General features: G+C 54.1%; 17 protein-coding genes. 8 read left to right on the top strand and 9 right to left on the bottom strand.

What is annotated here, in order from left to right:
• Positions 1-529: 529 nt before the first annotated feature.
• Together SIB88_RS19465 and SIB88_RS19460 are read right to left on the bottom strand one after the other, a co-directional pair.
• Complete coding sequence (locus SIB88_RS19465) at positions 530-1,240, bottom strand: phage tail protein (RefSeq protein WP_412558861.1); 711 nt, start codon at positions 1,238-1,240, stop codon at positions 530-532.
• 79 nt (positions 1,241-1,319) lie between these two features.
• A complete protein-coding gene (locus SIB88_RS19460) occupies positions 1,320-2,033 on the bottom strand; it encodes a phage tail protein (RefSeq protein WP_412558860.1) in 714 nt (237 codons plus the stop codon).
• Positions 2,034-2,430: 397 nt separating this feature from the next.
• Between SIB88_RS19460 and SIB88_RS19455 the strand changes: the two genes are divergently transcribed.
• From SIB88_RS19455 to SIB88_RS19430, 6 genes are all read left to right on the top strand, one after another.
• Complete coding sequence (locus SIB88_RS19455) at positions 2,431-5,049, top strand: DUF4347 domain-containing protein (protein ID WP_412558859.1); 2,619 nt, start codon at positions 2,431-2,433, stop codon at positions 5,047-5,049.
• A gap of 72 nt (positions 5,050-5,121) precedes the next feature.
• Positions 5,122-8,121: a beta strand repeat-containing protein gene (locus SIB88_RS19450; RefSeq protein ID WP_412558858.1), complete on the top strand. Its 3,000-nt coding sequence runs from the start codon at positions 5,122-5,124 to the stop codon at positions 8,119-8,121.
• Between the two features lie 170 nt (positions 8,122-8,291).
• Positions 8,292-9,881, top strand: coding sequence for a TolC family protein (locus SIB88_RS19445; protein ID WP_412558857.1), 1,590 nt, complete (start codon positions 8,292-8,294; stop codon positions 9,879-9,881).
• 68 nt (positions 9,882-9,949) lie between these two features.
• On the top strand, positions 9,950-10,681 hold the full coding sequence (locus SIB88_RS19440; protein WP_412558856.1) for an efflux RND transporter periplasmic adaptor subunit: 732 nt from the start codon (positions 9,950-9,952) through the stop codon (positions 10,679-10,681).
• Positions 10,682-10,732: 51 nt separating this feature from the next.
• Positions 10,733-12,061 (top strand): efflux RND transporter periplasmic adaptor subunit, encoded by a 1,329-nt coding sequence (locus tag SIB88_RS19435; protein ID WP_412558855.1) that lies wholly within the window; start codon positions 10,733-10,735, stop codon positions 12,059-12,061.
• A 5-nt stretch (positions 12,062-12,066) separates the two neighbouring features.
• Complete coding sequence (locus SIB88_RS19430) at positions 12,067-14,226, top strand: HlyD family efflux transporter periplasmic adaptor subunit (protein ID WP_412558854.1); 2,160 nt, start codon at positions 12,067-12,069, stop codon at positions 14,224-14,226.
• A gap of 79 nt (positions 14,227-14,305) precedes the next feature.
• Here SIB88_RS19430 and SIB88_RS19425 read toward each other — a convergent pair whose 3' ends face one another.
• From SIB88_RS19425 to hutI, 7 genes are all read right to left on the bottom strand, one after another.
• Positions 14,306-15,853, bottom strand: a complete 1,548-nt coding sequence (locus SIB88_RS19425; RefSeq protein WP_114113091.1) for a TRAP transporter large permease — start codon at positions 15,851-15,853, stop codon at positions 14,306-14,308.
• Positions 15,853-16,374, bottom strand: coding sequence for a TRAP transporter small permease subunit (locus tag SIB88_RS19420; RefSeq protein WP_101247174.1), 522 nt, complete (start codon positions 16,372-16,374; stop codon positions 15,853-15,855). The genes SIB88_RS19425 and SIB88_RS19420 overlap by 1 nt, the downstream gene beginning before the upstream one ends.
• 67 nt (positions 16,375-16,441) lie before the next feature.
• Entirely contained in the window at positions 16,442-17,536 is a 1,095-nt protein-coding gene (locus SIB88_RS19415) for a TRAP transporter substrate-binding protein (protein WP_101247173.1), read from the bottom strand.
• A 77-nt stretch (positions 17,537-17,613) separates the two neighbouring features.
• Complete coding sequence (hutU, locus tag SIB88_RS19410; protein ID WP_412558853.1) at positions 17,614-19,290, bottom strand: urocanate hydratase; 1,677 nt, start codon at positions 19,288-19,290, stop codon at positions 17,614-17,616.
• Complete coding sequence (hutG, locus tag SIB88_RS19405) at positions 19,287-20,090, bottom strand: N-formylglutamate deformylase (protein ID WP_412558852.1); 804 nt, start codon at positions 20,088-20,090, stop codon at positions 19,287-19,289. Before hutG ends, hutU begins: the two co-directional genes overlap by 4 nt.
• Position 20,091: 1 nt before the next feature.
• Positions 20,092-21,633, bottom strand: coding sequence for a histidine ammonia-lyase (hutH, locus tag SIB88_RS19400; RefSeq protein ID WP_412558851.1), 1,542 nt, complete (start codon positions 21,631-21,633; stop codon positions 20,092-20,094).
• 44 nt (positions 21,634-21,677) lie between these two features.
• Positions 21,678-22,889, bottom strand: coding sequence for an imidazolonepropionase (hutI, locus tag SIB88_RS19395; RefSeq protein WP_412558850.1), 1,212 nt, complete (start codon positions 22,887-22,889; stop codon positions 21,678-21,680).
• 81 nt (positions 22,890-22,970) lie between these two features.
• Here hutI and SIB88_RS19390 point away from each other — a divergent pair, with 81 nt between their 5' ends.
• Both SIB88_RS19390 and SIB88_RS19385 read left to right on the top strand, forming a co-directional pair.
• Complete coding sequence (locus tag SIB88_RS19390) at positions 22,971-24,347, top strand: formimidoylglutamate deiminase (RefSeq protein ID WP_412558849.1); 1,377 nt, start codon at positions 22,971-22,973, stop codon at positions 24,345-24,347.
• Positions 24,344-25,045 (top strand): GntR family transcriptional regulator, encoded by a 702-nt coding sequence (locus tag SIB88_RS19385; protein WP_250280398.1) that lies wholly within the window; start codon positions 24,344-24,346, stop codon positions 25,043-25,045. Before SIB88_RS19390 ends, SIB88_RS19385 begins: the two co-directional genes overlap by 4 nt.
• The last annotated feature ends 193 nt before the right edge of the window (positions 25,046-25,238 follow it).

The following is a 25,238-nucleotide window of genomic DNA, read 5'->3' as shown; positions in this document are numbered from 1 at the left end:
CCCCCCAGCATGGTCGACTTCTTAAGCAATCTAACCAAGGTAAAATTCTCTAGAAGCAACTCTGCTTTGTAAATTCATCTGGTGTAGAAACGGCGGAAGAATAGCACATGGCCAAATGGACATTTCTACGTGTCTTTTGGTTGAATGCCTTCCTGATCGACGAGATCCCTAAATCGTGTAGATCATAGCGCTGATTTGCACTTTTCCTAGTCACATTCCCATTTCGCCTAAAGTTATCTCCAGCAAACGTAAGATAATGGATGAGGTAACCAAACCCATCCTGCTCATCAACAGCCTGCGCTTTGATCACACAATGCTCTCTGGTTTGATACAGCTTGAGAAAATCGTATTGGTGGTTGCTGATGCGGGGCCTTCAGAAACGGCGCGTGTGCAGATTGTGGCGGTTGGGTGGCTTGTGGTTGCTGGCGACAAGTTCTCTGCGAAGAAGTCGAGTTGCAGGTTTAAATTAGCCCTTCCAAGGCGATGGGTGTGCCGAAACCTGATCCGATTTTGGCACACCCAGGCAAAGTTAACTGCGTGGTGGATAAGTGCCGTCCATGGCAATGCAATATGTGAGTGCCGTTGTTGGATCCATCACATTGACCAGTTGACTTCCACCAGTGTCACCAAGGGCAACAGCAACGGTACCACTTGCTTCAAAGCCGGCAATTTCAACCGGACTTCCAGTACCCGCGCCGTACAAATTGGCAGTCGTGTTTGGCTGGAACGGGTTTTGACCAATTGCTTGAAGGTAGTTCTCAGAGACGCTTGGTGTCGGTGAGGTGCCAAGCCCATCATACACGTCTAATTCTGCTGTCGCTCCCCCCTCTGCGATTGCAGCATGATTGTGCGTAGGCATCTGTGAAAGAGCAAGGCGGACATATTCCCGCCCGCGCCACTGGCCTAGGTCTATGTCAGTGAGGCCGATACCTTGGCCTACACCAATCGGGGTGCGTCCTTGCATATTTGGTAGTTGAAATGTGCTGCGGCAGTTGCCGCCCCATTGGCATCCCGTCAGCGAAAACAAGGCAGAGTATTCGTTCACGTCCTCATATTGCCCGACCAGTGGGGCATAGCCTCTGGGGCAGAAATTGGCCGCTGTCATGCATACCTCGCCAAGATATGGCTCGGTCGGACATGCAGCGACAGAGATGCTGCCAGCGAGCACAAACGCAAAGGAGCAGGCTGCAAGCTTCATTTTCGACTGACGTTGCTTCTGGCGTCCGAATGAATTTGTCATTGTATCCTCGTGATAATTGCATGAGAAAATGGCGCTGTTTTGGCTGCTGCCTTTTCTCATATGACCGTCAGTTTTGATTTCAGTCGCGTGGTGGGTATATGCCCATTGTGGCGATGCAATAGGTCATTGCCATTACCGGCCCCTGAACATCTACCGGCACCTTTCCGCCAGTTGTGCCAATGGTGACATCTATCCCGCTTGAGGATGTGCTTACGCCGCCCAATTCAATCGGCATTCCGGTGCCAGTTCCATACAGGTTTGCGGTCGCGTTTGGAACGAACGGATTTTCTCCAACGGTTTGCAGATAATTATTGTCTTCTGATGGAGACGGGGATGCGCCAACTCCATCACGGGCTTCGAGTGTTACGGACAGGTTGCTCAAGGTTGCTGTTGCAGTATGTGTGTGTGCAGGCAGTTGTGAAATATCAAGTGTTACATCTTCCTGTCCGCGCGATTGTCCGAGCTGGATGGGGGTCAGGCCTGGTCCGGTTCCTGTACCAATACCCGCACGGCCGCGCATGTCCGGAATCCCGAAACTGGTTCTGCAGTCGCCGCCCCATTTACATCCCAGCAGGGAATAAAGAGCGTTGTTGCTTGAGATCGTCATCAATTGGCCCCTCATCTCCGCATAGCCGCGGGGACAGAAGTTGGCGACCGTTGTACAGACCGATGCAAGATAAGGATCTGTAGGGCAAGCCTTTGCAAAATTTCCGATAACAAACAATGTCGCAAGTCCCGACGCTGTGCCCATGGCGAAGCGTTTGGCGCGGTTGGTGAATGTGGATTTGAGCATGAGCATTAACTCCCTTATACGAATATGTCGGATTTGGTTTCACTGGTCTTGAAAGTTGATTGGTTCCGAGCGTGATAGAATTAGAGGGGGGGGGGGCTTTTTTGACGTTGGCAATGCGGATTTGTGTCAATCCGTGATGAAGAATTTTGAAATTGGTTCTCGCACATTTTTTGTTTTTATTCTTACGGTTAGTAGCGATTTTGCTGTCCCGGATTTACTATGAATTGAATTCCGCGTTCAAACTACACCCTAAAACCTGACAGATTCTGACAAGGTGATTTCTTTGTTGGATAAAGCCGTTTTTGGAGGCACAAATACGGGTAAGGATGGTTGTATATTGTTGTCTAGGTACGATATATACAATCGCTAGTTGTTGTGCTGCCATACGGTGAATACGTTGAAGAATTTTCTTACGCGAAGTCAGGAAAGCGCCCCTCGTTCTATTCCTGGTTTCGATGCTGTCGCCCCGATTGCGCTTGAACCGCGCTTTATGTTTGATGCTGCCGGCGCTGCAACTGCCGCCGACAGTGCGGAACAAGCGCAGGCAGATGCTGAAGCCGAGCAGGTAACGCATCAGGAAAGCGACACCTCCTCATCCAACGGCGATGGTTTGCAATCAGAAGATGTGGCGAATCAGTCCGATGTTCTGACGTCGGGCAGCGAGTTCGATATTCTACGTATGGCCGATGCCGCCCAGAATGGTGGTCGCAAGGAAGTTGTCTTCATTGATGGCAGCCTGACAGACATTGACGACCTGATTACCGGCATTGGTGACGGCGTTGAAATTGTTGTGCTGGATGGCAATGCCGATGGGCTTGATCAGATCGTCGCATGGGCGGCTCAGAACGCGGACTTTGATGCGCTTCACATCATCAGTCATGGCGCAGAAGGCGTGGTCTATCTTGGTGATATGGCGCTTAATTCTGAAACGGTCGTTTCACGCGCAGATGACTTGGCTGCTATCGGTTCATCTCTTGCCGAAAGTGGTGACATCCTGCTCTATGGCTGTCGCGTAGCCGGTGGTGACGGAAAGGCCTTTGCTGACGCACTTGCGCTGGCAACAGGAGCAGACATCGCTGCATCTGTCGACGATACGGGCGCGTCAAATCTTGGCGGTGATTGGGAACTTGAATATGCGACGGGTGCGCTGGAGGGCATGGCGTATAGCTCAAGCTATGAACACCTGCTTGCTACCGACAATATGGATTCTGCAACCGCGTCAGGTACGACCGTTACCAGCACAGTGGACGGCATTGGCTATACAATAGCCACATCATCGGGCGGCAGTTGGTTTGAGTTTTCAGGGCAAACCGTAACATATACTTCTGGTGGGTCAGGTACGGTTCCTTTCATTGGTGGTCACTTCTGGGGGCAGGCGACCGGAGACGGGACGAGCTACACGTTTAATTTCAACAGTCCGGTAAATATAACCAGTATTGGAATGTTATCGGTTTCCACGGAAGCCGGCGCAACGTATGTTTTCAGTGATACTACTTCGGGTTCATCAAACAGTAACGTGAACGTGGCTTTTAGCAGCCTGGATGGCGTTACCATGACCATGGGTGGCGGATATCACGCTACGAATGTCTCTTTGGGATGGACTGCTGTCAGTTCATTTACTGTCACCTTGACTGGTGGTGATGGGAACATGCGATTGGCATTTGACGATTTGATCGCGTCGGCAGCCCCGGCAAATAATGCGCCGACACTGACTGGCGCCCCATCAAGTATTACTGTTACAGAAGACGTTTCGACCAACATCGATCTGTCGGCCATTACAGTTGCTGACAGTGATGGGGATAACCTGACAGTAACGCTTGAAGCGAACGCAGGTGTCATGACCGCGACCAGTAACGGTGGCGTGACTGTAAGCGGATCTGGCACCGGAACCTTAACGCTTTCCGGATCAGCTGCGAACATCAATACCTACCTCGATACCACAACAAATGTGAGCTATCAGGGTGCATCGAATGCGAGCGGGAACAGCGCAGCGACCATCTCGGCCAAGGTCAACGATGGCACGGTGGATTCCTCAACCAGCTCTATCACGGTGAATATTACGGCGGTTAACGACGATCCGACAGGCACGTCTATGCCTGCGAGTGTCTCGGTTACCGAAGACACGCTTTCAAACGTCAATCTGTCGGCAGCAACTTTTGCAGACGTGGACGGCGATACGTTGACGGTAACGCTTACAGTTTCAGCAGGTACCTTTGCGACGCCAGCAGATGGTGCTGGGGTCGGCGGCGGTGTGACGGAAACGCTGGTCAACGCGACGACAATAACACTTGTCGGCAGTGCCGCTGATATCAACACGTATCTCGACTCCTCCAGCCGTATTCAGTACACACCAGCTTCAAATGTAACAGGCAACAACGTTGCGACGATTACTGCGACGGTGAATGACGGAAACGGGAGCGGCGACGTTGCCGCGGGTACGACACAAATCAACGTGACCGCTGTCAACGATGCGCCGGTTCTGACGGGCCTTGATGGAACACCGGCCTTTACCGAGGGCGGGTCGGCCGTTGTTCTGGACTCCAATGTGACAGTGTCTGATGTCGAGCTTGCAGCGCTTAACGGGGGCAATGGAAACTTTGCTGGCGCAACGCTGGTTCTGGTCCGGAACGGTGGCGCGAATGCTGCTGACGTCTTTTCGATGCTTACGGGTGGTAACCTGACGCTGAATGGCTCGAACATTGAAAGCGGTGGCAATGTCATTGCAAGTTTCGATACCTCAACATCCGGCCAATTGACGATCACGTTCCAGAACAATGGGACGATCCCGACCACTGCGCTTGTCAACGAAGTGATGCAGGGGATCCGGTATAGCAACTCATCGAATGACCCGGCATCAAGCGTGCAGATCGACTGGACCTTCAGTGATGGTAACTCCGGTAGTGCTCAAGGAACTGGCGGTGCACTGATTGCGACCGGCTCGACCACGGTCAGTATCACCAATGTGAATGACGCGCCGACCCTCTCTGCGACGGGTGGGAACCCGACCTATGTCTAGGGTGCAGGTGGATCTGACCTGTTTAACACGGTTACGGCCTCTACGGTTGAAAGTGCTGATCGCTTTAGTGCGATGACGATGACGGTCACAAACGTTTCGGATGGTGCATCGGAAATTATCAGTTTTGATGGTTCCGATGTTGCAATGACCAATGGCAATTCGGTGACATCCGCAACCAATGGTCTGACCGTGAATGTATCCGTCACCGGAAGCACTGCGACGATTAGCTTCACTGGTGCCACCCTGACAGCTGCACAGATGCAGACATTGGTCGATGGGCTTTCCTATCGTAACACCAGCGATAATCCGACGACTTCCGGAAACCGCGTTGTGACCATTACCGGCATCACGGATAACGGTGGTACGGCCAATAGCGGTAGCAACAGTGCCGCACCGAACCTTACATCGACGGTTTCGCTGACAGCTGTGAACGATGCGCCGGTAATCGGGAACCTTAATGGTGACAATAGCGCATTGCAGCCGGGTAATACATCGAACATTGATAAGGATGGTAACTTCACGCTGAGCAATGCGGACTCTGCTGATTACAATGGCGGGTCACTTGTAATCACGCCAAACGGTGGCAACAGTGCGAATGGTAGCTTCAGCTTTGACGGTACGAATGTGACCTCTGGCGGTGATGGGATGATTGTAGCAGGTGAAACCATCTTGGTTGGTGGTGTTGCGATTGGTACGGTGCACGCGACCAACGATGGTCAAGGTGGTAACACGCTAACCATCACATTTAACACCAATGCAACCAACGCCCGCGTCGAGACACTGGTTCAAAACACGCGCTGGTCAGCCTCTGCCGGGTCAGGTGCGCAGTCATTTGACCTTGTTGTTAATGACGCCGATGGTACTGCAAACTCCGGTGCTGAGGCCGCCTCGGCAACCTTTACCATGACCTTGGGTAATCCGGCGGTAATTGCCAACCTTGGTGGTGATAGTGTGAACTTCACCGAGGGGGATTCAGCTGTTGCGCTAGATTCCGGTGGTAACCTTACGATCACGGATGCGGATAACCCGGCGAACTTCAATGGTGGTAATCTGACGGTGACAGTTTCGGCTAATGCACAGGCCGGTGAAGATATTCTGACCCTGATTACGACCGGAAACGTCTCCTTGTCCGGGACAACGGCCGGTTCGAACGTGTCAGTTGGTGGGACCGTGATTGGTACGTTGGGCAATAACATTGCTGCTGGTAACAATCTGGTTATCAACTTCAATAGCAACGCGACCGTGGCGCGCGTGCAGGATTTGGCACGCGCGGTAGCATATCAAAACGATAGCCAGAACCCGACGGCATCTACACGCAGTGTTTCAATTACGCTAACGGACAACGACGGGCTTGTAAGCACGGCAGCGGTCAGCTCGGTTGTTGTTGCTGCGGTTAACGATGCACCAACACTCAGCCTCGCCAATGGCGGAACCACCACGATTTCTGTGACAGAGGATACTGCAGGCAACTTTGATTTGTCGGCAATCACGATTTCCGACGTTGATAACACCAGCCTCACAGTGACTATCGCAGTTTCAGGCGGAACGCTGACAGCGTCCTCTTCGGGCGGTGTCACAATTGGCAACTCAGGTACGGGAAGCATCACTCTTCAGGGGACTACCGCAAATATCAACACCTATCTCGCGACGGCATCGAATATTCAATATACAGGTGCTGCGAACGCGAGTGGCACGGCGACGGCGACCTATACAATCCACGCCAATGACGGCACGACCAATCCGCAGATTGGCAGTGGCAATATCGACATTACTGCGGTCAATGATGCTCCTGCTATCGGAAGCCTTTCTGGAGACAGCGTGAATTACACTGCCGGCCAGACACTTAAGCTTGATGTCGGACAGAATGCATTGGTCACAGACGTTGATTCCACTGATTTCAATGGAGGAACCCTAACCGTCAGCATTTCGGCAGGCCTTGTGGCGGGTGAAGACCTTCTGACAATCTCGACTTCAGGTACGACGATCACGCTTGACGGGACAACGGCCGGTTCGAATGTGTCAGTTGGTGGGATCGTGATTGGTACGTTGACGAATGCAATTGAGGCCGGGAGCGACCTTGTTATCAGCCTTGGTGCCAATGCAACGCCGGCGAATGTTCAGGAGGTAGTGCGTGCGGTTGCTTACCAGAATACGGCAGGTACACCGACCTATGCGAACCGAACTGTAACCTTCAGTCTTTCTGATGGCAATGCAACGAGCAATGCGATCACGACTACGATTGTTGTGGCCAAACCGACGACCACAACAACGCCGCCACCAGTGACACCGCCTACGCCGACACCGGCTAAGGTAGTGACGCCGCCGCCGCTCCTGCAAATACCGGGAACGACAGCAGGTGGTGATGCAGGAACGCCGGTCAGTAATGCGATTACCACAAATGCTGGCGGAAGCGGTAGTGCGGGTCCGATCATCGCGGGCGGGAATATCCAGACGACGGTTACTGGTCAGCTTGGCAATACGAGCCCAATTGGCAACTCCGGGACACCAGTATCAGCCGGCTTGAATTCTTCGCAAGTGGGCAGTGGTCTTGACGGTGGTACATCCATCCTTTCCAGTAATCTAGGCACCGGCGGCGCAGTCGGTGGTGGATTGGGGGGCGGCCTTGGCGGTGGCATAGGCAGCGGCTTGGGCAGCGGTCTTGGTGTGGGTCCAGTGCAGGGTGGCGCTGGAGGGTTTGGCGGTGCAAGTGGCGGCTCCAGCGTTGGTGGAGGTGTTGGACCTGCTGGCGGTCTGGCGCCAGTTGGTGTTGGTACGGGACTTGGTGGGAGTTCTGACGCTGGTGGACCGTCGGACGGCCTTGATGGTCTGCCGTTAGGACAGCCAGGTGGCTCGCCGGGTGCTGAAGGACAGGATGGCACTCCGCCAGCTGAAGGTAACGGTGCGTCTGAAAGTGAAGGTGGTGATCAGGCTGCCCTGAAAGAGGGGGGCGATGACTTGGCCCCGGCTTGGCAGGGGGATTTCAGCGGTCAACTGGCTGCTTTTGGTGGTATGTCAGATCAAGAGGCGAAACTTCTTGCCAAAGCATTGACGCTTCACCGTATGCCAGTATGAAGACCAAACGGGTGTTTGGTTTGAATAATTGGGAGATACAGATTCACCGGGTGATTTAACGCTTCAAGAAATGAGCCCGGATCGGATTTGGACTTGGATTGAATATATCTGGTTTTCGTTAGGCTAAATTTGAAACGCCGAATGAAAACAGACTATTGGGGGAACTGGACTTGGTTGCTGGAACTGTCAAAAAATCGGGAGTGATTCGCAAGTGGCGACGTCTTGTCGTTGCGGCAGGTGCTGTCGCATTTCTATCTGCATGTGCTGTCACACCCGAACCGCTGACGAGTGCGGATGACAATGCACGCGTAGCAGAGGATCTTGATCGACTGTTTGCAAAGCAGGAAAAAATCAGTGGACCTCTAAGCCTTGAAGAGGCAATCGCGCGCGCTCTCAAGTATAACCTTGATCACCGGCTTAAGCTTATGGAAGAAGCCGTTGCAATGGGGCAACTTGACGTAGCTAATGTCAACTTGCTTCCGGATGTTGTTGCATCATCTGGCTGGACCCGACGCAGTAAACAAGACGCGACTTACAACGAAGATAAGACATCAACTTCGACAAGTTCGGACAAAAACGTTCGTGACAGTGATCTAACAGTGAGTTGGAACGTTCTTGATTTTGCCATTGGCTACATGCGTGCCAATCAACAGGCAGATATGGCATTGATCGTCAAGGAACGCCGTCGCCAAGTTATTCACAACGTCATAAATGACACGCGCAGCGCCTATTGGCGGGCCGCTGCGGCAGAACGAGCACTGACGCAATTTGAACCGGTTCTCGAAGAAGTACGGCAAGCCCTTTCGCGTGCTGATACCCAGGTTCGCGAACGCGTGGGGGCACCGCTTGATGCGCTGAGCTATCAGGAAGACCTCCTGTTGACATTGCGAGAGCTGGAAACGCGGCGTCGGCAATTGATTGAGGCACGGACCGAACTTGCTGTATTGATGAATATTCATCCCGACAGCGAATTTACCCTCCAGGCGGCCACGGAGACTGACCGTGAGCCGTTGCCTGTCATTAAAGAAACAGCAGAGACACTTGAGCTCGAAGCCCTGAAGAACCGCTCCGAACTGCGGTCTGAAGCCTATCAGATGAGGATCAATCAGCAGGAAGCCAAGATTGCGATCGTCCAGATGGTTCCCGGATTGAATTTCAGCGCAGGTATCAATCACACAACTGATAGCTACAAGGTAAATTCGAAATGGTACGAAGGAGCGATTAACCTCTCCTGGAATTTAATGCAGGTGTTCAAAGCACCTGCAAACATGCGCCTCGCAGACAGCCAAATTGAACTTTCAGAAGTTCGTCGTTTGGCCTTGAGCATGGCCGTAATCAGTCAGGTCAATATCGCACAGTTGCGCTTTGCTCATTCCAAGCGCGACTTCGAACTGGCCGAACGGATTGCCGAGGTCCAGGGCAATATCGCTAGAACAATTGATGCCAGCCAGTCGGCTAACACTGTTGGTGAAGCTCAATCAATCCGTGCCGATGTTCGAGCCTTGCTAAGCAATCTGCAGCGCGACATGGCATACGCTGATTTGCAAGCATCATATGGCCGGTTGTTTGCCTCGATTGGCGCTGATCCCTTCCCGAGCGAGATACCTGACGAAAGTGTCGATAGTCTGGCCAAGGCAGTGGGAGAGGTTTTGGCAAGATGGAACCGCGGCGAATTCGATGCCCCGGGTGCAAAAGTTGCAACTGCGGATGACCAGGGAGAAGAAATCACCAGGGAAAGTCAGCAGGCAGTCCTTCAATAATGATTGTTACGCGTACATCGATGCGAGGATGCAAATTTCTTGGCGCTCGCAAGACAGCGAGGATTAACGTGGCAAGCTACTTCTGTTGGCTTGCCGTGTTGGTTGTTGGCGGGCAATCCGCAAGTTTTGCTCAGGATGCGTTCGAGAGTCGGGTGTTGGTCTCAACGCGTGAACACGCAGTTCTCTCGGGCGAGCTCGCCGCACGAATTGAAAACATTGCGGTAAGACCCGGGGCAAGTTTCAAGAAGGGTGATTTGCTGATTGCGTTTGATTGCCAATCTTACAAGGCCCAACGGGCAACTGTTGCAGCTGACCTTCGCAGGGCAGATGCACAGCTGAAATCGCAACAGCGGTTGTTTGAATTGCGTAGCGTTGGGGAGCTTGATGTCATTATGGCTGAGTCGGCGCGCGACAGTGCAAAGGCCCAGTTGCAGTTGCAGGATGTCTATCTTGATCGCTGCAAAATTAACGCTCCTTATGATGGCGTAGTTGTAGAATGGCGTAGTCAGCCCTACCAGATCGCCAATCCCGGCGACGAAATCATTGAAATTATCGGGTCGGGGAATCTGGAACTTGAATTGATTGTGCCATCGCAATGGTTGTCATGGCTTACGGTGGGCGACACGTTCAAGGCGCGTATTGACGAAACCGGCATGATTGTAACAGCCCGCACCGAGCGGATTGGCTCTCTCATTGATGCAGTCAGTCAAACTGTAAAGGTTTTCGCTGTTCTTGACGATAAGGAAGATCAACTTCTTCCAGGTATGAGTGGTATAGCGATTTTTGACCCAAAACCCTGAGTGTGGCTGATTTCTATTCTGCCTTGAAACAAGTTTAGTCTGATAAAGCGTATGAATTCCATTTCTGCATCCGCGGTTTTACTAAGCCTTCAGAGATCTATTCGGCAAGCACCGGATCTGACGGCACTGCGCTTTACTGCAGTCACAGAGACAAGGCGATTGGTTTCATATCTGCAGGCGATTCTGTGCATACGCGGATCTGATGGTAAAGAACGGGTGGTTGCCGTTTCAAATGTACCGACCGTTGATCGCAATGCGCCGTTCATCCGGTTCGTCGAAAAGCTTGTCAATCGGTCAAGAGACCAAGAGAAAGCAGCATTCTGGTCTCGTTCTGCTGACGGGGGCGACTTTGCTAATGACTGGCAGGAGTTCCTCAGGGAAAACATCCTTTATCAACCGGTCTTTGCCCCAGGAGGAAAGCGTCTCGGGACACTGCTTTTGATCAGAGATGACCAATGGCAAGAAGCGGAAGCGCTATTGCTAGAGCAGATGACAGACGCCCTTGGACACGCTTGGAATGCGTTAGCACCCCAGAAAAAACACCGAGACATTCTAGGCGAGAGTAAAAGCCGAAGAATCTTGGTGTACTTGGCACTGATTGCATTAATTCTTGTGATGGTTATGCCAGTGCAACAGAGCATCATCGCGCCCGCAACAGTCCGACCCCGGGCGCCAATCATGATTGCAGCACCGATCAGGGGCGTCATCAGAGATGTTGCGGTCCGGCCCAACGCTACCGTCAGGAAAGGTGACTTACTATTCTCCCTTGAAGATGCGGAGCTTCGAGCAAACTACGAAATTGCACTGCGAGCAGTTGATATGGCTGCTGCTGAGCTAAGACGTGCGTCCCAACAGGCATTTGGCGATGCCAAAGGTCGATCTGAGGTTGCCTTACACCAGACGCGACTTGAACTTCGCAAAGAACAGGCGGCTTTCAGCGAATATCAATTGTCCCAAGTTGATGTTAAAGCGCCGCAAGCGGGGATTGCAATATTTGGTGATCCTAATGACTGGCGGGGACGCCCTGTCTCGACTGGTGAACAAGTGATGTTGATCGCACGTCCAGAGGATGCGGAACTAGGAATCTATATCCCGGTTTCTGATGCGATATCATTGGAAGACGGGGCAGAGGTAAGGTTCTTTCTTGATATTGATCCGCTTCATGCTGTTTCTGCGACTCTTGAATATGCCGCATACCAGCCGGAGGATACTCCCGACGGAATCCTTGCGTATCGGGCGATTGCGCGTTTTCATACCGATGAACCTTTGCCGAGGATCGGACTTAGGGGCTCGGCTAAAGTCATGGGGGAAGACACTCCACTGATTCTCTTTCTGCTTCGTCGACCACTTTCTGCCTTGCGTCAAATGATCGGTTTCTGATTGTGATGTCATCAGGAACGCAGCAAGATGCAGGGAATGTGACTGTACCTTTGCTAAGGGAAGAATTGAAATTGCTTCCTGCTGGTAACGATGAGTACGGGGCTCCATGCTGGACGATCCATGATCCTGTGCGGAACCGGTATTTCCGCATTGGATATCTGCAGTTCGCAATGTTGTGCCGTTGGCATTTTCGCCGGGGAGACCTTATTCTTGATCAGGTGCGTCAAGAGACGGTCTTGACACCAAGTACTGCCTCCCTGACAGCTCTAATCAAGTTCCTGCATGGAAATGGCCTCATACAGCGAGACAATGCAGAAGTCGTTGCCGAGTTTTCCCGAATTTCCAAGGCAGGGAAGCAAAGTTTCTGGAAGTGGATAGTCCACAACTATCTGTTTTTTAGAGTTCCACTGATACATCCCGACAGATTTTTACATGCCACACAGCACATTGCCGATTTCTTCGCCTCACGGGGAGTTGGTGTTGCTATTTTGCTTGTCGGATTGGTCGGTATTTTTCTGACTTTGCGGCAATGGGATGTTTTCATTGCTACATTTATGGGGTTTGCCAACTGGCAAGGTGTCGCTTGGATGGCAATCACCCTTGGTTTGACTAAAGTCCTGCATGAATTTGGTCACGCCTACAGCGCATCTCGTTACGGCTGTCGTGTGCCATCGATGGGGGTGGCGTTTCTCGTGATGTATCCGGTTCTTTACACTGACACGTCTGACGCTTGGCGTTTAACCAGCAAATCCCAACGTCTGCGTATTGGAGCTGCGGGCATACGCGTCGAACTGGCAATAGCGCTGTTGGCCACCTTTTTCTGGCATATTTTGCCGCCTGGACCCTTGCAAAGCGCTGTGTTCTTGATGGCCTCGACAAGTTGGATTGCGACGCTTCTGATAAATCTTAGTCCATTTATGAGATTTGACGGATACTATTTGTTGTCAGACTTTCTTGGTATCGCCAACTTGCAAAGCCGGTCTTTTGCTATTGCCAAATGGACCATTCGTGAACAGCTGTTTGCATTTGGGTATCCGCCGCCAGAACCTATGCCTGCACAAAAACGAAAAATGCTGGCTGCCTTTGCCATTGCGGTTTGGATCTATCGCTTCTTTCTGTTCCTTGGCATTGCACTTATTGTCTATCATCTGTTTTTTAAACTTCTGGGTATCATCCTTTTTACCATTGAAATAGCGTGGTTCATCGTGATCCCGGTCATCAAGGAAGTGCAAGTTTGGTGGAAAGAACGTCAAAAGGCACAGTTCACTCGTTACCAATTGGGGTTAGGAGTGCTTGTCGCGGCGATGATTCTGCTTTCCGTCGTGCCTTGGCAAAGTCAGGTGACCGGCCAAGCCATTCTTCAGGCTAAGCACGAAGCCGAAGTCGTTAGTGCGCTTGCCGGGAAAGTGGTCGCTATCAATGTAAAAAAATTTGATCATGTAGAAGCGGGTGCACAGATTGCTCGCATGAGATCGCCAGAACTTGAAGCCGAGTATCATATTCGTGAGCTTGAACTTGAGGAGGCGCGTGTCCTGCTCAGTAGAGCAGAGGCAAATCCCGAGGAGCGAGATGCATACGGTGCCAGATTGCAGGAAATGCGACGTCTTTCCGCACGTATTGATGCATTGAGCGCACATCAGGAGCTCTTGACTCTGACGGCACCGATAAGCGGTACCGTTCGCGAAATATCTGATCAGCTTAGAATTGGTCACTGGGTCGGAGAAAAGGTTTCATTTGTCCGCATTGTGTCTGACAAAAATACGAACTGGAAAATCACTGCCTATGTCTCGCAACGGGACATCACACGTATTTCTGAAGGTGCTTCGGCACGCTTTTATCCAGAACAGATATCGCAAGCTGCAATAGATGTTCAGATAGAAACGGTTGAACGGATTAACAGCTCCTATATTGATGAGCGAATAATGACCTCAACTAATGGGGGCGTTATTGCTGCGACCAAGAACGAGGCTGGGAAGTATGTCGCGCTTGATCCGGTTTTTAAGGTAACAGGGCGTGTGCTGGGGGGCTCGGACATTACCGGGTTGGCGGGTGGCTTTTCTCATGTTCAAAGGGGGGTGTTGAAAATTGACTCGGCTGCCGTAAGCTGGGCGAGACAATTTTACGAATTTGTCGCTGCCAACCTGATACGAGAAATGAACTTCTAGAAGACGGCTTCCTCCCCGAACGATCATAAAAAAAACGCCCGCGGCGTGCCGGGGCGTTTTTGTTTGGATTTGTGCGCGATCAGAACACGACACTTGGCAGCCAGCGCGCCAATGATGGCCACAGCCAGATGACGAAGATGCCAAAGACCTGAAGTGCGATAAATGGCACGACACCCTTGTAGATCTGACCGGTGGTGATTTCCGGCGGGGCGGCACTGCGCAGGTAAAACAGCGAGAAGCCAAACGGCGGGGTCAGGAATGATGTCTGCAGGTTGATGGCAATCAGGATCGCCAGCCACACCGGATCATGGCCCATCATGATCAAGCCCGGAGCAATCAGCGGCAACAGGATCACCGTGATTTCAACGAAATCAAGGAAGAAGCCAAGGATAAAGATCAGCGCCATGCAAAACAGGAGCGCTCCTGTCGGACCACCTGGCATGGCTTCAAGGATTTCGGCCACATGGTCCTCGCCCCCCAGTCCGATAAACACCAGCGAGAACATGCTGGCGGTCAGAATGGTGGCAAAGATCATCGATGTTACCGTCATGGTCGATGTCAGGGCCGATTTCAGGATATCTGCCTTCCACGCCTGACGCAGGCAGGCAAAGATCGCAGCAATGCCAATGATTGCCAGCACCACATAAACCCCGCCCAGCATATAATCGACACCGGTAAGGTCACTGCGCTGGAAACGCACCGGGGCAATCCCCGCCATCACGGCAAGAACCAGAAGCGATATCGTCCCGGCAAGCACCAGTGTGCGATTGGCCCCCTGACGGGCACCGGCCATCAGGATCGCGCCAATTGCGCCCACCGATGCGGCTTCGGTCGGGGTGGCAACCCCGCCAAGGATCGCGCCGAGAACCGCAATGATCAAAAGGATCGGCGGCAAAACAGCACGGAAAACCTCGCCGATATCGGGGCGGCCATCATCGCTTTGCACTGGCGGCATGTCATCGGGGCGAAACACCCCGCGCAGCAGGATATAAAGGATGTAAATCGCCACCAGCGTCAGGCCCGGCACCAGCGCACCTGCAAAAATCTGACCAACCGAAATGGTTTCGATGGTGAATTTGCCCTGTTCATATTGGGCCTGCTGATAGGCCGATGACATGACGTCAGACAGAATGATCAAAAGCGTCGAAGGCGGGATAATCTGGCCCAGCGTCCCGGCCGTACAGACAAGCCCCGATGCCAGTTTAGGGTTGTATCCCGTGCGCAACATGGTCGGAAGTGCGATCATGCCCATGGCAATCACTGTCGCGCCGACAATCCCGGTCGATGCCGCAAGCAACGCGCCAACCAGAACGACCGAAATGCCAAGCCCGCCGCGCAGCTGGCCAAACAGACGGCCCATGGTATGAAGCAGATCTTCGGCAATGCGTGACCGTTCAAGGATCACACCCATCACGACAAAAAGCGGAATGGCGATCAGAACATCATTGGTCAGCGTCCCGAAGACCCGCTGCCCGAATGCGCCCATCAGCCCGATATTCATCGCATCGGTGGCCCAGCCGATATAACCGAAAATGATCGCCACACCGGCGATCGAAAACGAAACGGGGAAACCCAGAAGGATGCAGCCCATCAGGGCGGCGAACATCAAAAGATCAAGATATTCCATCAGCTTTGCGCACCCTGATCGTCAACACCATCGCGCAGGGCAATGATCTGCCTGAGCAAACAGGCAACCGACTGAATAATCAAAAGAATACAAAATGCGGGGATCAGGGATTTCAAAAGCCACACGGCCGGAATGCCGCCCACCGAAATCGCCCCTTCCATCATCGAGATCGAATTGATCACGGATGGCCATGTCCAGTATAGCAGTGCCATCATCGACGGAATGGCAAGAATGGTATAGCCGAATGCATCAATGCGGGCCTTGGTGCGGTTTTCGGCCCCGGCATAGAAAATATCGACCCGCACATGCCCGTCGACCAAAAGCGTATATCCCGCGCCAAGCATGAAAAGCCCGGCATGCAGGTAAAGAACACTTTCATTCAGTGCAATTGAACTGAAACCGAAAACATAGCGCAGCAAAACCACGGCAAATTGCAAAAGAACCATGATCAGCGCAAACCAGCGCACTGTCATCCCGGTCCAGTGATTGATCAGATCAAGCCGATCAGCAAGGCGTTGCATCACATCCCCCCGGATACGAAAAGAACCGGCGCAAGGATCGGTATCCTTGCGCCGGGTATCATGTTTATCAGAAGCCGAGCACCTTGGCGCGTGCATTCATCTGACCGTTATCGGCATAGGTCATATAACCACCGATCAGATCACGATATGCGACAAAGCTTTCGGTGACCTTGCGGGTCAGGGCATCGTCGCTTTCGCGCAGTTCGGCAATGACTTCCGCACCGGCCTTGCCCATGGCTTCAACCACATCATCGGGAAGCATGCGGACCTTGACGTCCTGTTCTGCCACCAGTTTCTGCAACGCCATGGCGTGCTTGGTCTCGTACTCGGTCCAGACTTCGTTATAAAGACTGTCACAGGCAAACTTGACCACGGCCTTCAGATCGTCCGGAAGGTCGGCATATGCCTTGGCATTGACCGCGCATTCCTCGGCCGAGGACGGCTCGCCGACACCCGGCCAGTAGTAGTTCTTGGCAACCTGATAGAAGCCAAGGGCGCTGTCGCTCCACGGGCCGATGAATTCACCGGCATCAAGCGCACCGCTTTGCAGCGCCTGGAACATGTCGCGACCCCCCATGGCCTGAACGGCCATGCCCAGTTTCGAGCACATTTCAGACGCCAGACCGGTGGTCCGGAATTTGAGACCCTTAAGGTCGTCAACCGATTTGATTTCATTACGGAACCAGCCAGCCCATTGCGGACCGGAGTTGCCGCACAGGAACGGTTTCAGACCGAACTGGCCATAGATTTCATCATAGAGTTCCTGACCGCCACCATGGGTCAGCCAGCCAACCTGTTCGTCTGCGCGCAGACCAAAGGGCTGTGAACCGAACAGAAGGATGCCTTTGGATTTCGAACCCCAATAGGCCGGAACCGCGTGATAGATATCAGCCGTGCCTTCGGCAACCGCATCAAACACGCCATTGCCCGGTACAAGTTCACCGGCAGCATGCAGTTTGACCTCGATCCGGCCGCCCGAAAGGGTGGTGATACGATCGGCCAGTTTCTGGGCTGCGACCCCCGGCCCGGGCAGGTTTTTCGGCCAAGCGGTAACCATGTTCCACTGGCGCTTGTCCTGTGCGATTGCCGGGGTGGCAAAGGTTGCCGCCGCCGCTGCACCAACGCCGGCAACACCGGCCGTCAGAAATTCACGTCTTTTCATGTTAAGGAGCCTCCTTGATTGAACCCTGAAAGGTTTTGAAGGGGCAATCGTCATTGCCCCTGCATTAAGGTTTTTGATTACTTGCCGAGAATACCGGGCAGGTTCAGCCCGTGTTCCCGTGCGCAATCCAGTGCAATGTCATATCCCGCATCGGCGTGACGCATCACACCGGTTGCCGGATCGTTCCAAAGGACGCGTTCAACCCTGCGTGCGGCATCTTCCGTGCCGTCACAGCAAATCACCATGCCGGAATGCTGCGAAAAGCCCATTCCGACACCGCCGCCATGATGCAACGAGACCCAGGTGGCCCCCGATGCGGTATTAAGCAGCGCATTAAGCAACGGCCAGTCACTGACCGCATCCGAGCCATCTTTCATGGCTTCGGTTTCGCGGTTCGGACTTGCGACCGATCCGCTGTCAAGATGGTCGCGACCGATCACCACGGGGGCTTTCAGTTCACCATTCTTGACCATCTCGTTAAATGCCAGACCCAGACGATGGCGCTGCCCCAGCCCGACCCAGCAGATCCGTGCCGGAAGGCCCTGGAAGGAAATGCGATCACGCGCCATATCCAGCCAGTTATGAAGGTGTTTGTCGTCGGGGATCAGTTCCTTGACCTTCTGGTCGGTCTTGTAAATGTCTTCCGGATCACCCGAAAGGGCCGCCCAGCGGAACGGGCCGATGCCCTTGCAGAAGAGCGGGCGGATATAGGCCGGAACAAAGCCCGGGAAGGCAAATGCGTTTTCCAAGCCTTCTTCAAGCGCCATCTGGCGGATATTGTTGCCGTAATCCACGGTCGGAATACCGGCTTCGTGGAAGGCAACCATGGCTTCGACCTGAACGCGCATCGATGCACGGGCGGCTTTGGCAACCGCCTTGGGATCGGAGTCCTGTTTTTCGCGCCATTCGGCAACGCTCCAGCCTTGCGGCAGATACCCATGAACCGGGTCATGGGCCGATGTCTGGTCGGTGACGATATCGGGGCGAACGCCACGTTTGACCAGTTCCGGGAAGACGTCGGCCGCATTGCCGATCAGGGCAACCGACTTTGCCTCGCCCGCCTTGGTCCAGCGGTCGATCATTTCAAGCGCTTCGTCAAGGGAATGGGTTTTTTCATCGACATAGCGGGTACGCAGACGGAAATCCGCACGTGTTTCATCGCATTCAACCGCAAGACAGCACGCACCGGCCATCACGGCTGCCAGCGGCTGTGCGCCACCCATGCCGCCAAGACCACCGGTCAGGATCCATTTGCCCTTAAGGTTGCCGCCATAATGCTGACGACCGGCCTCGACAAAGGTTTCATAGGTGCCCTGAACAATGCCCTGCGATCCGATATAGATCCACGAACCGGCCGTCATCTGGCCGTACATTGCCAGACCTTTTTTATCGAGTTCGTTGAAGTGATCCCAGTTTGCCCAATGCGGCACAAGGTTGGAGTTGGCAATCAGAACGCGCGGCGCATCCTTGTGGGTGCGGAAAACGCCAACCGGCTTGCCCGACTGCACCAAAAGGGTCTGGTCGTCTTCAAGTTCCTTGAGGCTGGCAACAATCTGGTCGAAATCTTTCCAGGTACGCGCGGCACGGCCAATACCGCCATACACCACCAGTTCGTGCGGATTTTCGGCAACGTCGGGATGCAGATTGTTCATCAGCATGCGCATCGGCGCTTCGGTCAGCCAGCTTTTGGCGGTGATGTCGGTTCCGGTTGCCGGATAGATATCACGCTGGTTGTGACGCGGATTGTTGGTCATGACTTGCCTCTTAGTGATGGGGCCAAATCGGCCAGTGTCTTCAGAATGTCGGTAAGATGCGTGCGCAGTTTTGCCGCACGGCTTTGGTCATAGGCCCAGGGTGCTTCCTCGGCCGAAAGGTATGTCGACTGTGCCAGTTCCATCTGGATGGCGTGCTGATTGATGTCTGGACGACCGTAATGGCGGGTGGTCCAGCCACCTTTGAAACGACCATTGACGATGCTGGTATATCCATCGGCATTCGCACAGATTTTGCGCGTGGCTTCTTCGATCGCCGGATCACAGGTGGTGCCAAGATTGGTGCCGATATTGAAATCGGGCAGGGTGCCCTCAAACAGGAACGGGATGTTTGATCTGATCGAATGGCAATCATACAGGATCGCCACACCATGTTTGGCGCGCACCCGTTCAAGTTCGGCTGCCAGTGCCGCGTGATAGGGGGCGTGGAAATTGGCGGCACGGGCGGCAATATCGGCCTCGGTCGGGGTAACATCCCAGATGTTTTCCCCGTCAAAATCGGTCAGCGGCACCAAGGTCGTGGTGTTCTGACCGGGATAAAGACTGACGCCTTCGGGATCGCGGTTGGCATCAATCACATAACGATGAAAGGTTGCACGAACCGTCGTGACATTATCGATCAGTCCGTCATACAGCGTGTGGATATGCCAGTCGGTATCGGCAAGCTCGCGCCCGCGATCATTCAGTTTGGCGGCAATATCATCGGGAACATGGGTGCCGGTATGGGGCAGTCCCAGAACAATGGGGCCATCGCCGCGTTTGATTTCAACGGGATTGGTCATGTTATGCACCTTCCCCGACCACGAAGCCGGACAGTTTGGCTGCGGCAACCAGCGCACCCCCGGTCACAAGGTCGGCCGCCCTGGCAAGATCAGGCGCCATATAGCGGTCTTCCTTGACGGTCGGGATATCCTTGCGCACGGTTTTAAGGACGTTCTGAAGACCGGCACTGGTTTTAAGCGGGGCTCTGAATTCAACACCCTGTGCAGCACAGATCAGCTCGACGCCAAGGATATAGGAAAGATTGGCATTCATCTTTGCCAGACGGCGTGCGCCGTGGGCGGCCATTGATACATGGTCTTCCTGATTGGCGCTGGTGGGCGTGCTGTCGGTTGAGCACGGATTGGCAAGATGTTTGTTTTCACTCATCAAGGCGGCCGTTGTGACCTCGGCAATCATAAGACCGGAATTCAGGCCCGGCTCCGGGGTCAGAAACGGCGGCAGATCATGCGAAAGCGTCGGATCAACCATCAGGGCCACGCGACGCTGGGCAATTGCGCCGATCTCGGCAACGGCAAGGGCGATCTGATCGGCGGCAAAGGCCACCGGTTCGGCGTGGAAGTTCCCACCCGAAACAATGCGCCCGTCTTCTTTCAGAACCAGCGGGTTATCGGTAACCGCATTGGCTTCGATCTCAAGCGTCTGCCCGGCAAAGCGCAGCAAATCCATGGCTGCGCCGGTGACTTGCGGCTGGCAACGGATACAATAAGGGTCCTGAACGCGGGTATCGCCTTCGCGGTGGCTTTCGCGGATTTCCGAACCTTCCATCAGATCGCGCATCGCACGCGCCACATTGATCTGACCCGGATGACCGCGAAGAGTATGGATTTCATCAACCAGCGGGGCGGTCGAACCCATGATCGCATCGGTCGAAAGTGACGCGGTGACGATGGAACTCGCGGCATTGCGCCATGCCGAAAACAGCCCGACCAATGCACAGGCGGTTGAAAACTGTGTCCCGTTGATCAGGGCAAGGCCTTCTTTCGCACCCAGAACAACCGGGTTCAGACCAGCCTTGGCAAGGGCATCGGCACCGGGCATGGTTTGGCCATCATAGACCGCTTCGCCCGCACCGATCATGACGGCGGCCATATGGGCCAGCGGGGCCAGATCGCCCGATGCGCCGACCGATCCTTGCGACGGGACAACCGGGGTCACACCGCTTGCCAGCATGCCTTCGATCAGTTCGATCAGGTCCCAGCGCACACCCGATGCACCACGCCCAAGTGACAGCAATTTCAACGCCATCATCAAGCGCGTCGTGGCGATATCAAGCGGTTCACCCACGCCACAGCAATGGCTCAGGATCAGGTTGCGTTGAAGGGTTTCGGTATCCTTGGCGGCAATCTTGACCGATGCCAGTTTGCCAAACCCGGTATTGACCCCGTAAACCGCATCCTCGCCTTCGGCAGCGTCACGGACCATGTCGCTGGCGGCCTCGACACCGGCCTTTGCCGACGGATCAAGTTTGACGGCAATCTGGTTGCGCCAGATATTTTCAAGATCGGCAAGCGTTGCTGCGGCGGGCGTCAGGGTTACGGTCATTTTGCATCCTTGTCGAATACAGGTTGTGGGGCGTTTCGTTTGTCTTATTCGGCTTTGCGGGCGACGGTTTCGCCGCCGAAAATTCGTTCAAACAGCGGGTTGAACCCGATGCGATAGGAAAGCTCGGCCGGGTGTTCGATATCCCAGATGGCAAGATCGGCACGAAGACCCGCCTTGATCTGTCCGGTATCGGAAAGGCCAAGTGCGGTTGCGGCATGTTTGGTCGTACCGCAAAGTGCCTCTTCCGGGGTCAGGCGGAACAGGGTGCAGGTCATGTTCATGGTCAGAAGGATCGACATCAATGGCGATGTGCCCGGATTGCAGTCGGTGGCAACTGCCATCGGCACGCCGTGCTTGCGAAAATCGGCAATCGGCGGCAACCGGGTTTCATGCAGGGTGTAAAATGCACCGGGCAACAGGACGGCAACCGATCCCGATTTTGCCATCGCCCTGGCGTCGTCTTCGTTGGCATATTCAACATGGTCGATTGAAATCGCACCATATTCGGCGGCCAGTCTGGTGCCGCCGATGTTGGAAAGCTGTTCGGCATGGAGCTTGACCGGAATGCCAAGTTCGCGCGCAACGTCAAATACGCGTTTGATCTGATCGGTGTTAAAGGCAATGCCTTCGCAGAACCCGTCAACCGCATCAACCAGCCCTTCTGCGTGGGCGGCGCGCAGGGCGGGGATGCAGACCTCGTCAATATAGCGATCGGGTTCGCCCTTGAATTCGGCCGGGGTCGCATGGGCGCCAAGGAAGGTGGTTTTGATCCGGACCGGACGCAATGTCGCGATTTTGCGGGCCGCATGCAGCATGTTGAGTTCGGTGTCACGATCAAGGCCATAGCCCGATTTGACTTCAATGACCGACACACCCTCGGCCAAAAGCGCATCAACCCGTGGCAGCGCGGTTTTTACGAGCTGGTCCACATCGGCCTGGCGGGTGGCGGTGACGGTTGAAACAATGCCGCCGCCAGCACGCGCGATTTCTTCGTAGCTTGCCCCTTCAAGGCGCATTTCAAATTCAACCGCGCGGTTGCCGCCATAAACCACATGGGTATGGCAATCAATCAGGGCCGGGGTAATCAGGCGGCCTTCAAGGTCGCGGGATGCTTGCTCAAGATATTTGGCGGGGACTTCATCATTGCTGCCGACCCAGTCGATCAAGCCGTCCTGAATGGCAATCGCACCACATTCAATCAGTCCGTAGCGATTATCATCCGTGATTGTGACGACTTTTGCATTTCTGAGCAGCATGCGAAGGATCACCCCTTGATAAGTCCGTTATTAACGATAATATGTCTGCACATAATATTTCTGTCAAGACGGGTATGGATTATGACGATTCTTTGGGCAAATCAGGCACTTACCAGTAATGGCTGGGCGCAGGACGTCGCGGTAGAGGTCGATCAATCGGGCAAAATCAGCAATATTAAAGCCGATTCACCCGAACTGGCATCGACCGCCGATCATCGCGTCGGGGTTTTGTTGCCCGCTGTCGCCAACCTTCATAGCCATGCCTTTCAACGCTCGATGGCGGGTCTGACCGAAAAACGCGGGCCGGACCCGCGCGATACCTTCTGGACGTGGCGACAATTGATGTTCCGCTTCCTTGATCAGCTGACGCCTGATCATGTCGAAGCGATCGCAGCCTTTGTGCAGATGGAGATGCTGGAAGCTGGTTACGCCAATAATACTGAATTCCATTATCTGCATCACCGTCCGGGCGGGTATTTGTATGACAATATCGGCGAGATGGCCGAACGCATTGCGGCGGCTGCAAATATTACTGGTATTGGTCTGACTCTTTTGCCGGTTCATTATCAATTCGGGGGCTGTGACAAGCGTCCGCTGGGTGCCGGACAGATCCGGTTTGGCAACGATCCCGAACAGTTCGCCAAATTGTATGAGGAATCGGTTCGTGCGGTTAAAGGTTTGCCCGCCGATACCCGCGTTGGCGTTGCCCCGCATTCACTGCGTGCAGTTGGCCGTGAAGACCTGATTGCGACCACAAAGCTTTCCAAGGATGGCCCGATCCATATGCATCTGGCCGAACAGGTGGCCGAGGTCGAAGAAGTCGAAGCATCCTGGGGCAAGCGCCCGGTCGAGTGGCTTCTGGAAAATGCTGATGTAAATGAAAACTGGTGCCTGATCCATTGCACCCAGATGCAGGAACATGAAACCCTTGGCCTGGCAAAGACCGGTGCTGTGGCGGGGCTTTGTCCGATCACCGAAAGCAGCCTTGGCGACGGTATCTTTGACGGTGTGCGTTATCTGGGGGCCGGCGGGGTGATTGGGGTCGGATCGGATTCCAACATCCGGATTTCGCTTTCGGAAGAATTGCGGACACTCGATTACAGTCAGCGCCTGCGCGACAAATCCCGTGCGGCCCTGGCAACACCGGAAAAATCCACCGGACGGCGCTTGTATGATGCGGTGGCACAGGGCGGCGCACGTGCTGCCGGGCGCGATTGCGGACGGATCGAGATTGGTGCACTGGCCGATCTGATGGCGCTGGATGGCTCGGCTGTTGACCTGATCGGCCGGAAAGGCGATACGATCCTCGATACATATATCTTTGCCGGAGATGATCGCATGGTGCGTGATGTCTGGTCGGCCGGTCGCCATGTCGTGACCGAAGGCCGCCACATCGCCCATGACACGATCACCAACCGGTATCGCAAGGTGATGGAACAACTCAAGGAAGTGGTGTGAGCGCTTCGGAACAGACAAACTGGCAATCGGTCCATGATGAGGTTTTGCGCCGCATCCATACACGCGAATGGAAGCCCGGCGATCAGATCCCCAAGGAAGTCGAACTTGCCGAACAGCTGGGTTGCGCGCGTGCCACGGTGAACCGGGCGCTGCGCGAACTGGCCGCCGAAGGATTCCTTGATCGCAGGCGCAAGGCAGGCACACGGGTTGCCACCCATCCGGTCCGTCGTGCAAAGCTTGATATTCCGGTCATCCGTCTTGAAATCGAAGGTCGTGGACAGAAATACGGCTATGGCCTGCTTCTGAGTGAACGCCGCACACCGACTCCGGAAATCTGCGCCAATCTTGGCGTCAGTGCCAAAAGCGACATGCTCCATATTTCGTCGCTGCATCTGGCCGATGGCAAACCCTATATGTTTGAAGAACGCTGGGTATCGATCGACACCGTTCCGGAAATCGTCGATGCCGATCTGTCAAAGATCAGTGCCAATGAATGGTTGGTTCTGCATGCCCCGTACACCAAGGGGGATATATCATTTTCCGCCGTGCTGGCATCCGAACTGGAAGCAAAGATTTTGCGCACCCATGCCGGCGCGCCCCTGTTTCTGATGGAGCGGACCACCTGGGAAAATGACGCCGGGATCACGTCGGCCAGATTGCTTTTTGCGCCGGGCTACCGCATGCATTCGGCCATCTGATTTGCTGCAAATGCCGGTATCAGTTTCCTTGGCCGTTGCCATTGGTACGACGGCCCGTTTGATTTCCGACGATGGCAAAGCGTTGCAGGTCGGGTGCGTGACAATCGTCATGTGTCAGGTGTGCTGATCGTGATGCCATCGGTCCGTAAAATGCCGGGGCACTGAAATAGTGCCAAGATGCCGGATCATTGGC

Origin of the sequence: Thalassospira sp. MIT121401, from assembly GCF_047125595.1 — a bacterium.
Taxonomy (GTDB): Bacteria; Pseudomonadota; Alphaproteobacteria; order Rhodospirillales; family Thalassospiraceae; genus Thalassospira; species Thalassospira povalilytica.
The sequence above is the reverse complement of the archived record's forward strand: the minus strand, read 5'-3'. Positions and strand labels throughout refer to the sequence as shown.

Coding starts and splice junctions, on each gene's coding strand:
- SIB88_RS19415 (WP_101247173.1), bottom strand. CDS start 17,536: ATGAAAAGACGTGAATTTCTGACGGCCGGTGTTGCCGGCGTTGGTGCA.
- SIB88_RS19435 (WP_412558855.1), top strand. CDS start 10,733: ATGAATTCCATTTCTGCATCCGCGGTTTTACTAAGCCTTCAGAGATCT.
- SIB88_RS19460 (WP_412558860.1), bottom strand. CDS start 2,033: ATGCTCAAATCCACATTCACCAACCGCGCCAAACGCTTCGCCATGGGC.
- hutU (WP_412558853.1), bottom strand. CDS start 19,290: ATGACCAACAATCCGCGTCACAACCAGCGTGATATCTATCCGGCAACC.
- SIB88_RS19430 (WP_412558854.1), top strand. CDS start 12,067: ATGTCATCAGGAACGCAGCAAGATGCAGGGAATGTGACTGTACCTTTG.
- hutG (WP_412558852.1), bottom strand. CDS start 20,090: ATGACCAATCCCGTTGAAATCAAACGCGGCGATGGCCCCATTGTTCTG.
- SIB88_RS19420 (WP_101247174.1), bottom strand. CDS start 16,374: ATGCAACGCCTTGCTGATCGGCTTGATCTGATCAATCACTGGACCGGG.
- hutI (WP_412558850.1), bottom strand. CDS start 22,889: ATGCTGCTCAGAAATGCAAAAGTCGTCACAATCACGGATGATAATCGC.
- SIB88_RS19465 (WP_412558861.1), bottom strand. CDS start 1,240: ATGACAAATTCATTCGGACGCCAGAAGCAACGTCAGTCGAAAATGAAG.
- SIB88_RS19390 (WP_412558849.1), top strand. CDS start 22,971: ATGACGATTCTTTGGGCAAATCAGGCACTTACCAGTAATGGCTGGGCG.
- SIB88_RS19450 (WP_412558858.1), top strand. CDS start 5,122: ATGACGATGACGGTCACAAACGTTTCGGATGGTGCATCGGAAATTATC.
- hutH (WP_412558851.1), bottom strand. CDS start 21,633: ATGACCGTAACCCTGACGCCCGCCGCAGCAACGCTTGCCGATCTTGAA.
- SIB88_RS19425 (WP_114113091.1), bottom strand. CDS start 15,853: ATGGAATATCTTGATCTTTTGATGTTCGCCGCCCTGATGGGCTGCATC.